Raw genomic sequence first — 13,422 nt, 5'->3', positions numbered from 1 at the left:
TCTCCTAGCGCAAAGTCACGCCGATGTCGTAATTCCTTAATAGTTCGCTTTGAACGCCGCCAGCAACCGTCCGAGAACGGCCATAGAGGTCGGTCGCACCACCGTCTGGCTGCGCGCAGGCTCGATCGATCGCAAATCGACCGGATCGGACGCGGCGAAGGCGGCGAGGCCCGCCAGCGTCGCGAACGCCGGCCCCGAATGCGCGTCCGGCAGTGCGGTCAGCCCGCGCGGTCGGCCGACGCGCACGGCGCTGCCGAGCGCCTGCTGCGCATAATCGGCGATGCCGCGCAGCTCGGCGCCGCCGCCGGTCAGCACCAGCTGGCGCCCGACGGGGTCGGCGAAGTCGAGCCGCTTCAGCTCCTTCTGCACCTCAGCCATCAGCCGCTCGAGCCGGGCGCGGATCACGGTGTTGAGCTGGGCGCGGGTGATGCGGTGGCCGTCGGGCTCGGCTTCCGGGTTCACGGGCGCGATGTCGACCATCTCGTGATGATCGCGCGGGCTCATGTTGGCCGAGCCGTGGAAGCATTTGAGCCGCTCCGCCTGCGCGCGGCGCGTGCCGAAGGCGGAGGCGATATCGTCGGTGATGTCGCCGCCGCCCATGCCGATCGAGGCGAGGTTGGCGAGCACGCCTTCCCGGAACACCGAGACGTTGGTGACGCCCGCGCCGATCTCGACCAGCGCGACGCCGAGTTCGCGCTCCTCCTCGGTCAGGCAGGCGAGGCCGGTGGCGACCGGCGCAGCGATGATCGAGCGCACCTCGAGATGTGCCGAGCGGACGCAGAGGTCGAGATTGCGCACCGGCGAGCCGTCGGTCGCGACGACGTGGATGTCGACGCCGAGCCGGTCGGCGTGGAGGCCGAGCGGCCGCTTGACCCCGCCCAGGCCGTCGAGCGTGTAGCGGGTCGGCTGGGCGTGGAGGATCATGCGGCCGCTGGGGTCGATCGCCTCGCGGCCGGCCTTGAGCAGGTCGTCGATGTCGCCCTGCTCGACGCGGTGGCCGCCGAGGTCGACCTCGAGCCGCAGGATGTCGGAGAGGAGGCCGCCGGCCGAGAAGCTGACCCACACCTCCTCGATGTTGGTGCCGGCGATGCGCTCGGCCTGCTCGACCGCCTCGCGCACGGCCGCCTCGGTCGCGATCATGTCGGCGATGTAGCCGCGCTTGACGCCGCGGCTCTCGCGCTGGCCGGTGCCGAGCACGACCAGCTCGCCGCCGTCGCCCTTCTGCGCGATCAGCGCCGACACCTTCGACGATCCGATGTCGAGTGCGGTGATCAGTCCTTCCGGTGCCGTCTTTGCCACTGTCCCGTCCCCCTAACTCAACTCATTCGGCCGCAGCGGTCTCGGCCGCCGTCGATCGATCCACCACCCGTCCCGGCATGCGTACCACCAGCCGGTCGGGATTGCGCATGTCGAAGCGGACATAGCCGCGTCCGAGCAGATGGTCGCGCGCCTCCAGCTCGGCGAACTTGGCGAGCGCGCGGGCCGAGTCCTGCTCGCCTTCCGGCAGCGAGAGCTGCTCGCCGCTCTTGAAGGTCAGGTCCCAGCGGCGGTCGCCGACCCAGGTCGCGGCCCTGACCTGCCCCTTGAGCGCGGGTGCGGTCTTGATCAATGCCTGATAGGCGGGTTCCTGCGCATTGGCGCCCTCGCCGATCACCAGCGGCAGCGGCGGCATCGCGTTGGGATCGACCGGCTCCAGGATCTTGCCGGCGGCGTCGATCAGCATGAGTTGGCCCTGGCTCTGCCAGATCGCTGCGGGCTGGCGCTCGACGATGTCGATGACCAGCGTGTCGGGCAGGCGGCGCGAGACGCGGGCGTCGGCGATCCAGCCATAGTCGAGCAGCCGCTCGCGCACCCGCTGCAGGTCCACCAGCGGCATCGCGCGCGATTGCTGGTCGGTGGCGACGGCGTAGACCGACATGCGGTCCATGCGCTTCAAGCCGGTGATCTCGATCTGCTCGACGCGGAAGCCGGCGCGGCCGACGCCCTCCGCCATCGCCGTGCCCGCCGCGCCGGGGATGCCGAGCCAGGTCGCCAGCGCCAGCAGCACCGCCAGCGCCGCCGCGAACATCGCCCAGCCGGTCCAGCGGCGCAGCGTCTCCTCGCTGACCGGGAGCGCGGCGACCGCCTGGTCGAGCAGGCCGACCTTCTTGGCCGGCTTGCGCTGCTGCGGCCGGCGCTTGATGTTGCCGCGGGCGGGCGCGCGGCTCATCTCAGCGCCTCGTCGACGATGATCTGGACCAGCTCGGGATAGGAGATGCCGAGGTGGCGGGCCTGCTCGGGGACCAGGCTGAGCGGGGTCATGCCGGGCTGGGTGTTGACCTCCAGCAGGAACAGGCCGGCGACGCCCTGCTCGTCGTCCCAGCGGAAGTCCGAGCGCGAGCAGCCCTTGCAGCCGAGCAGGCGATGGGCTTCGAGCGCGATGGCCTTGCAGGCCTCGGCGATGTCGTCGGGGATCGGGGCCGGGAAGATGTGCTCGGTCAGGCCGTCGGTGTACTTGGCGTCATAGTCGTAGAAGCCGCTCTTGGGCTTGAGCTCGGTGACGCCGAGCGCGCGGTCGCCGAGCACCGCCGTCGTCAGTTCGCGACCGCGGATGAAGGGTTCGGCGAGCAGCTCGTCGAACTCCTGCCACGGTCCGCGCACGTCGCGGCCGATCGGGTTGCCGTAATTGCCCTCGGCGGTGACGATCGCGACGCCGACCGAGGAGCCCTCGTTAACCGGCTTCAGGACGAAGGGGCGCGGCAGCGGGTCGCGCTCATAGAGCTCCTCGGAACGCACCATGCGGCCGCCGGGCATGGGGATGCCGTGCGGCACCAGCGCCTGTTTGGTCAGCTGCTTGTCGATCGCGACGACCGAGGTGGCAAGGCCGGAATGGGTGTATTTGAGGCCCATCAGGTCGAGCATGCCCTGGACGGTGCCGTCCTCGCCCGGCGTGCCGTGGAGCGCGTTGAACACGAGGTCGGGCTTCGCCTCGGCCAGCTTCAGGGCGACGTCGTGCCCCATGTCGATGCGCGTCACGCGATGGCCGAGGCTCTCGAGCGCGTCGGCGATACCGCTGCCCGACGACAGCGACACCTCGCGCTCGGCCGACCAGCCGCCCATCAGGACTGCTATGTGGAGAAACGTGCGAGTCACAACAGTATCTCCGTTCCCCGGCGAAGGCCGGGGCCCAGCTTCGAGCCGATGGCAACTGGGCCCCGGCCTTCGCCGGGGAACGTGAACGCATCACTCCGCATCGGCCACCCCCACGCGTTGAATCTCCCATTCGAGCGTGACGCCGGAATGCGCCTTCACCTTCTCGCGGACCTCTTCGCCTAGTGCCTCGATGTCGGCGCTGGTGGCGTCGCCGAGGTTGAGGAGGAAATTGCAATGCTTCTCGCTCACCTGCGCGTCGCCGCGGCGCAGGCCGCGGCAGCCGGCGGCATCGATCAGGCGCCAGGCCTTGTCGCCGTCCGGGTTCTTGAAGGTCGAGCCGCCGGTGCGGCTGCGCAGCGGCTGCGAGGCCTCGCGCTCGGCGGCGATGCGGTCCATTTCGGCGCCGATCTTCTGGGGGTCGCCGGGGGTGCCCTCGAACAGCGCCTCGACCACGACAGCCCCGGCGGGGATTTCGGAGTGGCGGTAGGTGTAGCCGAGCCGCTCCGCCGGCCACGTCTCGATCGCGCCGTCGCGGGTGACGACGGTCGCCTCGACCAGGATGTCGCTGGTGTCGCGGCCATAGGCGCCGGCGTTCATCCGCACCGCGCCGCCGACGGTGCCGGGGATGCCGCGGAGGAACTCCAGCCCGGCGATGCCGGCATCGCGCGCGGCGCTGGCGACGGTGATCCCCATCGCCGCGCCGCCCGCCCGCACGCGCCGAAAGCCTTCCTTGGTGCCGGGCTCGACGCTCACCTTGGCCATCGCCTTGGGCAGGCGCACCACCACGCCGGGCACGCCGCCGTCGCGCACGATCAGGTTGGAGCCGACGCCCACCGGCAGCACCGGGACGTCCGGATCGAGCGCGGCAAGGAAAGCGGCGAGCGACTGCACGTCGTCCGGCCGCACCAGCCATTCCGCCGGCCCGCCGGTGCGGAACCAGATGAAGTCGGCGAGGCTGCCGTGGTGCTCGACTGAACCGCGCAGCGGCGGGAGCGCGGTGCAGACGGCGCTCATTTCCACCCCCACAGGCTTGCCCAGGCCTTCCATGCCTTGAGATTGGCCTCGGCCGCCTTGTGCGTCACCTCCTGCGCCGCGGCGATCTGCGCACCGAGATCGAGCCCGCGCTTGGCCGCGTCGAGCTGCGCCTTCTGCGCGCGCAGGATCTCGCGCTGCATGTCGACCATGGTGGAGAAGAAATCGCTCATGCCGCCACCCGCGCCTGCTCGATCGCCGGAGCGAGGCCGGCCGCCCATTTGGTGATGTCACCCGCGCCGAGGCAGATCACCTGATCGCCGGGCGCGACCACGGCGGCAAGCGCCCCGGCCAGCGCCTCCGGACCCGCGATCGGCAGCGCGGCACGGTGGCCGCGGCGTTGGAGGCCCTCGACCAGCGCCGCTGCGTCGACGCCCTCGATCGGCGCTTCGCCCGCCGGATAGACCGGTGCGACATAGACGATATCGGCGTCGTTGAACGCGCCCTGGAACTCGTCCATCAGGTCGCGGAGGCGCGTGAAGCGGTGCGGCTGGACGACGGCGATCACTCGGCCCTGCGCGCTCTCCCGCGCCGCCGCCAGCACCGCTCGGATCTCGACCGGATGGTGGCCATAGTCGTCGATGATCACCGCGCCGTTCACCTCGCCGACCTTGGTGAAGCGACGCTTGACCCCAGCGAACTTGGCGAAGCCCTGCTGGATCGTCGCATCGGGGATGCCGAGCTCCAGCGCGACGCCGATCGCGGCCAGCGCGTTCTGGACATTGTGGCGGCCGGGCATCGGCAGGTCGATGTTCTCGATCGAGCGGGTGGTGCCGTCGCGGTGGCGGATGATCGCCTCGAAGCGGTTGCCGCCGGGATAAGGGGTGACGTTGACCCCGCGCACGTCGGCCGAGGCCGCGAAACCATAGGTGACGATGCGCCGGTCGCGCACGCGCGGGATGATCGCCTGCACCTCGGGATGGTCGAGGCACAGCAGCGCGGCGCCGTAGAAGGGCACGTTCTCGACGAACTCGACGAAGGCGTCCTTCACCTTCTCGAAGCTGCCGTAGTGGTCGAGATGCTCGGGATCGATGTTGGTGACGACCGCGATCGTGCCGTCGAGGCGCAGGAAGCTGCCGTCGCTCTCGTCGGCCTCGACCACCATCCACTCGCTGTCGCCGAGGCGGGCGTTCGAGCCATAGCTGTTGATGATGCCGCCGTTGATCACGGTCGGGTCCACCCCGCCCGCATCGAGCAGCGCCGCGACCATCGAGGTGGTCGTGGTCTTGCCGTGGGTGCCGGCGACCGCGACCGTCGACTTGAGCCGCATCAGCTCGGCGAGCATCTCGGCACGGCGCACCACCGGGATGCGGTGGCTGAGCGCCGCCTCGACCTCGGGATTGCCGCGCTTGATCGCGGTCGAGGTCACCACCACGGCGACATTCTCGACGTTCGCGGCGGCGTGGCCGATCTTCACCTCGATGCCGCGATCGCGCAGGCCCTGCACGACATAGCTGTCGGCGACGTCCGAGCCCTGCACCTTGTAGCCGAGGTTGTGCATCACCTCGGCGATGCCCGACATGCCGATACCGCCGATCCCGACGAAGTGGATGACGCCGATGTCCGTCGCGACACCCTTCATGCTAATCCCTCCACCAGATCGGCGAGATGGCGCGCCGCGTCCGGGCGGCCGCATTTCTTCGCCCGCGCGGCGGCGTTGGCGAGCGCGGCGGGATCGAGGCCGAGCTTCTGCATCTGCTTGGCGAGCTCGGCGGGAGTGAACTGCGGCTGCGAGATGGTGCGGGCTCCTCCGGCTTCGGTGATCTCGCGCGCGTTGGCGGTCTGGTGGTCGTCGGTGGCGCTAGGCAGCGGCACCAGGATCGCCGGGCGGCCGGCGGCGGTGAGCTCGGCGATCGTCGAGGCGCCCGCGCGCGCGATCACCAGATGCGCCCAGGCGAGATGCTCCGGAAGGTCGGGAAGGTAGGTCGCGAGCTCGGCGGGAATGCCGTGCTCGGCATATTTGGCGCGGACCTGGTCGATGTCCTCGATCCGCGCCTGGTGCGTCACCTGGAGGCGGCGGCGGAAATGGACGGGGAGCAGCGCGAGGCCATCGGGCACGACCTGGCTCAGCACGGTGGCGCCTTGGCTGCCGCCGGTCACCAGCACGCGGAAGATGCCGTCCTCCTCCAGCACCGGATAGGGACGCTCGCGGATGTCGAGGATCGCCTGGCGGACGGGATTGCCGACGAGATGGGTCTTGCCGCGCCAGCTCTCCTTGAGCCGCGCGACGTCGGCATAGGAGGTGGCGATCGCCGCCACCCGCCCCGCGACGAAGCGGTTGACGCGGCCGAGCACGGCGTTCTGCTCATGGATCACCGTTGGAATGCCCGCGGAGAAGGCAGCGAGCATCGCCGGGAGCGCCGGATAGCCGCCGAAGCCGATCACGGCGGCGGGCTTGAAGTTGCGGTAGAGCTCGATCGCCTGGGCACGCCCGTCCCACATCTGCTTGGCCGCCCTGGCCCAGCCGACCGGGCCGCCGGAGAGGCGTCCGGCGGGCAGGACATGGGTCTGCACGTCCTCGAACAGTCCGGGAAAGCGTACCCCGCGCGCGTCGCTCACCAGCGCGACGCGGTGGCCGCGCGCCGACAGCTCGGCGGCGAGCGCCGCGGCGGGGACCATATGGCCTCCGGTGCCGCCTGCGGCGAGGACGTAGTGGCGTTCCGATCCCATGCTCTTCCTGTCACCTCACGATATAGGGCGAGCGGGTCAGATACGGGTTGCGGCGGGTAAAGGCGAGCAGCAGTCCCATCCCCAGCGACAAGGCGATCATCGACGATCCGCCGTAGCTGATGAAGGGCAGCGTCATGCCCTTCGACGGCAAGAGGCCGGTGTTGACGCCCATGTTGATCGTCGCCTGCACTCCGAACTGCGCCGCCAGGCCCGAAGCGGCGAGCAGGCGGAAGGCGTCCTCCTCGTCGAGCAGCTTCACGAACACGCGCACGACGATGGCGAGGAACAGCACCGCGATGATCGCGCAGGCGAGCAGGCCGAACTCCTCGCCGACCACCGAATAGATATAGTCGGTGTGCGCCTCGGGCAGCTTGAACTTGACGGTGCCGCCGCCGGGGCCGGTGCCAGTGACGCCGCCCGCGGTCAGCGTCGCGTGCGCCATGTCGGTCTGATAGTGGTCTGTCCCGGCTCCCTCGCGGTCCGGGAACAGGAAGTTGTCGATCCTGAGGCGCGCGGTCGGATAGAAGAGATAGGCCGCAATGACGCCGACGAACCCGGCACCGAACAGCGCGCCGATCGCCTTGGGCGAGACGCCCGAAATCATCAGCAGGATCAGCCACACGCTGGAGAAGACGATGGTCTGTCCGAAATCGGGCTGGAGCATCAGCAGCGCCGCGACGACCGCGGTCAGCAACCCGGTGACGACCAGCATCGGCAGCTGGGGATCGCGCGCGCGCAGCGACAGCAGCCAGGCGGTGGTGACGATGAACAGCGGCTTCAGGAATTCGGACGGCTGGAACTGGGCGATGCCGACGCCGATCCAGCGCCGCGCTCCGTTCACGGTCACGCCGATCACCGGCACCGCCATCAGCAGGACCAGGAAGATGATGGTTCCCGCGATCGCCATGCGCCGCGCGACCGTGATCGGCAGCATCGACACGACCAGCAGCACCGGGATCGACACCGCGACCCAGGCGGTCTGGCGCCAGAAATAATACATGGGCGCGATCTGGTGCGCGCCCTCGGAATAGCGGACGGCCGAGGCGGGGCTGGCGGCGGCGACCGCGACCAGGCCGATCGCGATCAGCAGGAAGACGAGGAACAGGAGCACGCGGTCGAGCTCCCAGAACCATATCGCGATCGGCCCCTGGTTGCCGCGGCCGAAACGCTGCTCCATGCGGCCGCGCAGGCCCTTGGGGGTCGCGGAGGGACGAGCGGCGTCGGTCATGCCAGCGCCTCCACCGCGGCGCGAAAGGCGCGGCCGCGGTCCTCATAGTCCTTGAACTGGTCGAACGAGGCGCAGGCTGGGGAGAGCAGCACCGTCTCCCCCTCCCCGGCCCACGCGGCGGCCTGGGCCACGGCGGCGGCGAGCGTGCCGCTTTCCTCGACCGGCATGTGGGGGGCGAGCAGGCGGGCGAACATCGGCCCCGCCTCGCCGATCGTATAGGCGCGCGCGACATGGCCGAAGTAGGGCGCGCAGGCGTCGAGATCGTCGGTCTTGGCCTGGCCGCCGAGAATCCAGTGGATGCGTTCGAAGGCGGCGAGCGCGGGCGCGGTCGAAGTGGGGTTGGTCGCCTTGCTATCGTTGACGTAGGCGACGCCGTGCCGGACCGCGATCCGCTCCATGCGATGCGGCAGGCCGGGGAAGGTCTCCAGCCCCTTGTCGATCGCTGCGTTGGGGATGCCGAGCGCGTCGCAGGCGGCAATCGCGGCGAGCGCGTTCTGGGCATTGTGCGGTCCCTGGAGCGCCGGCCAGCGCGACTGGTCCATACAGACGCCGGGGGCGATCTTGGTCAGGTCCTCGGCGCGGCCGGCGCGCGAGACCTGGCGGGCGATGGCGGCGGAGGGCTCGTCGCCGATGCCGATCACCGCGGCATGGCCAGGCGACTGCATCGCGAACAACCGCGCCTTGGCGGCGGCGTAGGCTTCGAAGCCGTCGTAACGGTCGAGATGGTCGGGGGTGATGTTGAGCAGCACCGCGACATCGCAGTCGAGGCTGTGGGTGAGGTCGATCTGGTAGCTCGACAGCTCGAGGACGTAGACGCCGCCCTCGGGCAGCGGGTCCTGCCCCAGGATCGGCAGGCCGATATTGCCGCCGAGCCGCGCCGGGAGGCCGGCGGTCTCGCAGATGTGGTGGATGAGCGCAGTGGTGGTCGACTTGCCGTTGGTGCCGGTGATGCCGACGACCCTGTGCGGCGGCAGCGACGGGCGCGCTTCGGCGAACAGCTCGATGTCGCCGATCAGCGGGAGACCATAGCGCGCAGCCTTCTCGGCAACCGGATGCCGATTGAGCGGCACGCCTGGCGAGACGACAACGGCTTCGAACCCCGTCAGGTCGAGAGCGAGCTCCCAATTCTTCAAGATGAAGCCTGGCTCGGCCTCATATTGCTCACGATCAGATTTCAGTTGTCCGACGAGACCGCGCGCAGTGTCTTGGTTCGAGTCCCATCCGACCACCTTGGCTCCGCTCGCCACCAGAGCGCGAACCGTCGCAGCGCCCGAGCGCGCCAGCCCCAGCACCGCATAGCGTCTGCCGCGCCAGGACGGGCTGGTGATCATCGCAGCTTCAGCGTCGACAGGCCGGCGAGCGCCAGCACCAGCGCGATGATCCAGAAGCGGATCACCACGGTCGGCTCGCTCCAGCCCATCTGCTCGAAATGATGGTGGATCGGCGCCATGCGGAACACGCGCTTGCCGGTGCGCTTGTAGAAGAACACCTGGATGATGACGCTGAGCGCCTCGACCACGAACAGGCCGCCGATGATGCCGAGCACGATCTCGTGGTGCGCGACCACCGCGATCGTGCCGAGCGCGCCGCCGAGCGCGAGGCTGCCGGTATCGCCCATGAACACCGCTGCCGGGGGCGCGTTGAACCAGAGGAAGGCGAGCCCTGCTCCTACGATCGCCCCGCAGAAGACGGCGAGATCGCCCGCCCCTGGCACGTGCGGGATGCCGAGGTAGACTGCGTATTTCGCATTGCCGGCGAGATAGGCGATGATCATGAAGGCGACGCAGGCGATGATCACCGGCATGGTCGCGAGGCCGTCGAGCCCGTCGGTCAGGTTCACGGCATTACCGAACGCGACGATCGTGAACGCGCCGAACAGGATGTAGAAATAGCCGAGGTCGAGCGAGAAGCTCGAGAAGAAGGGCACGTAGAGATGCGTGCCGTTGCCGCGCGTGATCAGCCACGCCGCGCCGCCCGCGATGACGAACTCGCCGAGCAGGCGGAGCTTGCCCGAGACGCCGGCGGTGCTCGCCTTCCTGACCTTGTCGTAATCGTCGAGGAAACCGATCAGGCCGAAGCCCAACGTCACGAAAAGGCACGCCCAGACATAGGCGCTCGCGAGGTCCATCCACAGGAAGATGGCGAGCGTCATCGCGGTCAGGATCATGAGCCCGCCCATCGTCGGCGTGCCGCGCTTGGCGAGATGGCTCTGCGGGCCGTCGGTGCGGATCGGCTGGCCCTTGCCCTGGCGGATGCGCAGCCAGCCGATGAAGCGCGGGCCGATGATCAGGCCGAATAGCAGCGCCGTCGCCACGGCGCCGCCGGTGCGGAAGCTCAGGTAGCGCAAGAGGTTCAGGACTCCCGGGAAGCCCAGCTGCTCGGCGATCCAGTACAGCATCAGCCCCCTACCCCAACCGATTGCCTGGCCAACGCCGCGACCACCGCCGCCAGCCCGATTCCGTTCGATCCCTTGACGAGAACCGCATCGCCCGGCGCCAGCACCGCCTGAAGGCGGTCGCGCGCGGCTGCGGCGTCGGGCACATGGACGAAATCGAGATGGCCCTCAAGGGCTTGCGCGAGCGGGGCCATCTCCTCGCCCACCAGGATGGCGTAGGAAAGCCCCGCTTCGTCGATCGGTCCGACCAGGCCGGCATGATAGGCGGCGCTCTGGTCGCCGAGCTCGCGCATCCCGCCGAGCACGGCGATGCGGCGGCCGGGCTCGCGGGCGAGCACCGCCAGCGTCGCGCGCATCGAGACGGGGTTGGCGTTGTAGCTTTCGTCGATGACCAGCGCGGTGCCGTCCTGTACCTCGACCAGCAGGCGCGCGCCGCGGCCGGGGAGGCCCGGCAGCTCGCCGAGCGCGAGGCCGGCGAGGCCGAGGTCGCCGCCTGCCGCATCGACCGCCGCCAGAACCGCCAATGCGTTGGAAACCCAATGGTTTCCGGGGTGGGCGACGGTGAAGCTGAGCTCGCGGTCCTCGCCGATCGCGGCGCTGACGAAGGTGCCGCCGTTCGCCGCCGGCATCGTCTCGATCGCGTGGACGTCGGCGCCCTGGTCGAGGCCGAAGGTGACGATGCGGCCGGCATGGGGCTCGGCCGCCGCGATCAGGCGGTCGCGGTGGGGGCTGTCGTAGGGGACGATCGCGGTGCCGCCCGGTTCAAGACCCTGGAAAATCTCGCCTTTCGCGTCGGCGATGGCGCTTTCGTCGGGGAAGAAGGCGGTATGGGCGGGAGCGATGGCGGTGATGAGGGCGATGTGGGGACGGACGAGGCGGGTGAGCGCCGAGAGCTCGCCGGCGTGGTTCATGCCCATCTCGAACACGCCGAAGCGGCTTGCCGCCGGCATCCGCGCGAGGCTGAGCGGCACGCCGGTGTGGTTGTTGTAGCTCTTGACCGAGCGGTGGACAAAGCCTTGATTCGCGCGGGAAAGTGCCTCCGCGAGCGCTTCCTTGGTGCCCGTCTTGCCGACCGAGCCGGTGACGCCGATCACCGTCGCAGCGGTGCGGGCGCGGGCCGCCCGGGCGAGGGCCTCCATCGCCGCCATGGTGTCCGGCACCTGGACGGCGGGGTGGTCGGTCGGCTGGCTGACCAGCGTGCCGGTCGCGCCGGCGGCGATCGCCTTGTCGAGGTAGAGATGTCCATCGGTGGTCTCGCCCTTGAGGGCGATGAACAGGGAGCCGTTGGTCACTTCGCGAGAGTCGAATGTCACATGTCCACACGCGAAGCTACGGTTCGCGGTGCCGCCGGTTGCCCTTTCGATCTCGGCGGATGTCCACAGGGGTGCGCTCATGCCGCCACCTCGCGTGCGACAGTGACGTCGTCGAAGGGCAACACGAGGTCGCCGACGATCTGGCCCTGCTCATGACCCTTGCCGGCGATGAGGACGATGTCCTCCGGCCCGGCCTCGGCGATGGCGTGGGCGATGGCGGCGCGGCGGTCGCCGATCTCGGTCGCGTTCGGCGCGCCCTTGAGGATCGCGGCGCGGATCGCGGCGGGATCCTCGCTGCGGGGATTGTCATCGGTGACGATCAGGACGTCCGCGCGTGCGGCCGCCACCGCGCCCATCTCCTCGCGCTTGCCGGTGTCGCGGTCGCCGCCGGCGCCGAAGGCGACGATCAGGCGGCCCGCCGTATGCGGCTTGAGGGCGGCGATCGCCGCCTCGAGCGCGTCGGGAGTATGGGCATAGTCGACATAGACCGGCGCCCCAGCCTTGGTGATCACCGCGCGCTCCAGACGGCCGCGCACCGGCGCCAGGCGGGCGAGATTGGCGAGCGTCGTGGCGACATCGCCGCCGGTCGCGATCACCAGCGCCGCGGCGGTGAGCGCATTGGCGGCCTGATAGGCGCCGATCAGCGGCAGCGTGACCTTGTGCTCGCGCCCCTCCGCCGCGATCACCAGCGCCTGGCCGAGCAAGGTCGGATCGCGCGACACCAGCCGCAGCGTGTCGCCGTGCTCGCCGACCGTGACCAGCTTGAGCCCGCGCATCCGGGCGAGGTCGATCACCCGCTCGGAATGGGGATCGTCGACCCACACCACCGCCGTCCCGTCGGGATCGATCACCTCGGCGAACAGGCGGAGCTTGGCGGTGAAATAGGCGGCCATGTCGCCGTGATAGTCGAGATGGTCGCGGCTCAAGTTGGTGAAGGCGCCGGCGCGGACCGGCAGCCCCTCGGTACGGTATTGCGACAGGCCGTGGCTCGACGCCTCGAAGGCGAGATGGCTCACCCCCTCGCGCGCCAGGCCCGCCACGTTGGAGAGGAAGGTGACGATGTCCGGCGTCGTCAGCCCGGTCGTCACGCGGTCGTCGGCGGTGGTGACGCCGAGCGTGCCGATCGAGGCGGCATGGAAGCCCGCCATCCGCCAGAGCTGGCGGGTGAGCTCGACCGTCGAGGTCTTGCCGTTGGTGCCGGTGACCGCGACCGCCGTCTCCGGGAAGGGCGCGAAGAACTTCGCCGCCAGCCGGGCGAAACGCTCGCGCGGGTGCGTGTCGGCGATGTGGAGCACGCCCTCGACCCGCGCCTCCGGCCGCGCGACCACGGCGATGGCGCCGCTCGCCACCGCCTGGGGGATGAAATCCTCGCCGTTGACGCGCGTGCCCTCGAAAGCGCCGAACACGGTGCCCGGCGCGACCTTGCGGTGATCGATGGCGAAACCGGTCACGGCTGCGTCCTCGCCGTTGCCGGTGAGCTGGCCGAGTTTCATTGCTGCCCTCTCCCCTTGATAGGGGAGAGGGTTACCGCAGCTTGGTGCGCCGGCGTAGCCGGGGCGCCTAGCGGAGGTTGGGAGAGGGGTAGAGCGAGGCGGAGCCTCGCGCGCTTGCTGCGCAAGCGCCCACCCCTCTCCCAGCTCCGACTAAGGCCT

At 69.9% G+C, this 13,422-nt stretch carries 12 protein-coding genes; all 12 read right to left on the bottom strand.

Annotated features, from left to right (window positions below; all coding sequences use genetic code 11):
* Positions 1–36: 36 nt before the first annotated feature.
* The 12 genes from ftsA to LZK98_RS08630 all read right to left on the bottom strand — a co-directional run bounded on the left by ftsA (position 37) and on the right by LZK98_RS08630 (position 13,263).
* Complete coding sequence (ftsA, locus tag LZK98_RS08685; protein WP_233786080.1) at positions 37–1,299, bottom strand: cell division protein FtsA; 1,263 nt, start codon at positions 1,297–1,299, stop codon at positions 37–39.
* 22 nt (positions 1,300–1,321) lie between these two features.
* Positions 1,322–2,209: a cell division protein FtsQ/DivIB gene (locus LZK98_RS08680; protein WP_233786078.1), complete on the bottom strand. Its 888-nt coding sequence runs from the start codon at positions 2,207–2,209 to the stop codon at positions 1,322–1,324.
* Positions 2,206–3,099, bottom strand: coding sequence for a D-alanine--D-alanine ligase (locus LZK98_RS08675; protein ID WP_233786076.1), 894 nt, complete (start codon positions 3,097–3,099; stop codon positions 2,206–2,208). Before LZK98_RS08675 ends, LZK98_RS08680 begins: the two co-directional genes overlap by 4 nt.
* Positions 3,100–3,222: 123 nt before the next feature.
* A complete protein-coding gene (gene murB, locus LZK98_RS08670) occupies positions 3,223–4,146 on the bottom strand; it encodes a UDP-N-acetylmuramate dehydrogenase (RefSeq protein ID WP_233786075.1) in 924 nt (307 codons plus the stop codon).
* Complete coding sequence (locus LZK98_RS08665; protein WP_233786073.1) at positions 4,143–4,337, bottom strand: hypothetical protein; 195 nt, start codon at positions 4,335–4,337, stop codon at positions 4,143–4,145. The genes murB and LZK98_RS08665 overlap by 4 nt, the downstream gene beginning before the upstream one ends.
* Entirely contained in the window at positions 4,334–5,746 is a 1,413-nt protein-coding gene (gene murC, locus LZK98_RS08660) for a UDP-N-acetylmuramate--L-alanine ligase (RefSeq protein ID WP_233786072.1), read from the bottom strand. Before murC ends, LZK98_RS08665 begins: the two co-directional genes overlap by 4 nt.
* Positions 5,743–6,834, bottom strand: a complete 1,092-nt coding sequence (gene murG, locus LZK98_RS08655) for an undecaprenyldiphospho-muramoylpentapeptide beta-N-acetylglucosaminyltransferase (protein ID WP_233786070.1) — start codon at positions 6,832–6,834, stop codon at positions 5,743–5,745. The genes murC and murG overlap by 4 nt, the downstream gene beginning before the upstream one ends.
* 10 nt (positions 6,835–6,844) lie before the next feature.
* Positions 6,845–8,062, bottom strand: a complete 1,218-nt coding sequence (locus tag LZK98_RS08650; protein WP_233786068.1) for an FtsW/RodA/SpoVE family cell cycle protein — start codon at positions 8,060–8,062, stop codon at positions 6,845–6,847.
* Entirely contained in the window at positions 8,059–9,393 is a 1,335-nt protein-coding gene (gene murD / locus LZK98_RS08645) for a UDP-N-acetylmuramoyl-L-alanine--D-glutamate ligase (protein WP_233786066.1), read from the bottom strand. Before murD ends, LZK98_RS08650 begins: the two co-directional genes overlap by 4 nt.
* Positions 9,390–10,460 (bottom strand): phospho-N-acetylmuramoyl-pentapeptide-transferase, encoded by a 1,071-nt coding sequence (gene mraY / locus LZK98_RS08640; protein ID WP_233786064.1) that lies wholly within the window; start codon positions 10,458–10,460, stop codon positions 9,390–9,392. Before mraY ends, murD begins: the two co-directional genes overlap by 4 nt.
* Positions 10,460–11,851 (bottom strand): UDP-N-acetylmuramoyl-tripeptide--D-alanyl-D-alanine ligase, encoded by a 1,392-nt coding sequence (locus LZK98_RS08635; RefSeq protein ID WP_233786062.1) that lies wholly within the window; start codon positions 11,849–11,851, stop codon positions 10,460–10,462. The genes mraY and LZK98_RS08635 overlap by 1 nt, the downstream gene beginning before the upstream one ends.
* Positions 11,848–13,263 carry a UDP-N-acetylmuramoyl-L-alanyl-D-glutamate--2,6-diaminopimelate ligase gene (locus tag LZK98_RS08630; RefSeq protein WP_233786060.1) on the bottom strand — a complete coding sequence of 472 codons (1,416 nt, stop codon included), beginning with the start codon at positions 13,261–13,263 and terminating at the stop codon, positions 11,848–11,850. The genes LZK98_RS08635 and LZK98_RS08630 overlap by 4 nt, the downstream gene beginning before the upstream one ends.
* Positions 13,264–13,422: the final 159 nt, after the last annotated feature.

It is taken from the genome of Sphingomonas cannabina, from assembly GCF_021391395.1.
Lineage (GTDB): Bacteria > Pseudomonadota > Alphaproteobacteria > Sphingomonadales > Sphingomonadaceae > Sphingomonas > Sphingomonas cannabina.
This window is presented reverse-complemented; position numbering and strand designations above follow the sequence as displayed.

Excerpts from the sequence above, each read along its gene's own strand:
- LZK98_RS08680 (WP_233786078.1), bottom strand. The coding sequence starts at position 2,209 with ATGAGCCGCGCGCCCGCCCGCGGCAACATCAAGCGCCGGCCGCAGCAG.
- LZK98_RS08675 (WP_233786076.1), bottom strand. The coding sequence starts at position 3,099 with ATGGGCGGCTGGTCGGCCGAGCGCGAGGTGTCGCTGTCGTCGGGCAGC.
- murB (WP_233786075.1), bottom strand. The coding sequence starts at position 4,146 with ATGAGCGCCGTCTGCACCGCGCTCCCGCCGCTGCGCGGTTCAGTCGAG.
- LZK98_RS08665 (WP_233786073.1), bottom strand. The coding sequence starts at position 4,337 with ATGAGCGATTTCTTCTCCACCATGGTCGACATGCAGCGCGAGATCCTG.
- murC (WP_233786072.1), bottom strand. The coding sequence starts at position 5,746 with ATGAAGGGTGTCGCGACGGACATCGGCGTCATCCACTTCGTCGGGATC.
- murG (WP_233786070.1), bottom strand. The coding sequence starts at position 6,834 with ATGGGATCGGAACGCCACTACGTCCTCGCCGCAGGCGGCACCGGAGGC.
- LZK98_RS08650 (WP_233786068.1), bottom strand. The coding sequence starts at position 8,062 with ATGACCGACGCCGCTCGTCCCTCCGCGACCCCCAAGGGCCTGCGCGGC.
- murD (WP_233786066.1), bottom strand. The coding sequence starts at position 9,393 with ATGATCACCAGCCCGTCCTGGCGCGGCAGACGCTATGCGGTGCTGGGG.
- mraY (WP_233786064.1), bottom strand. The coding sequence starts at position 10,460 with ATGCTGTACTGGATCGCCGAGCAGCTGGGCTTCCCGGGAGTCCTGAAC.
- LZK98_RS08635 (WP_233786062.1), bottom strand. The coding sequence starts at position 11,851 with ATGAGCGCACCCCTGTGGACATCCGCCGAGATCGAAAGGGCAACCGGC.
- LZK98_RS08630 (WP_233786060.1), bottom strand. The coding sequence starts at position 13,263 with ATGAAACTCGGCCAGCTCACCGGCAACGGCGAGGACGCAGCCGTGACC.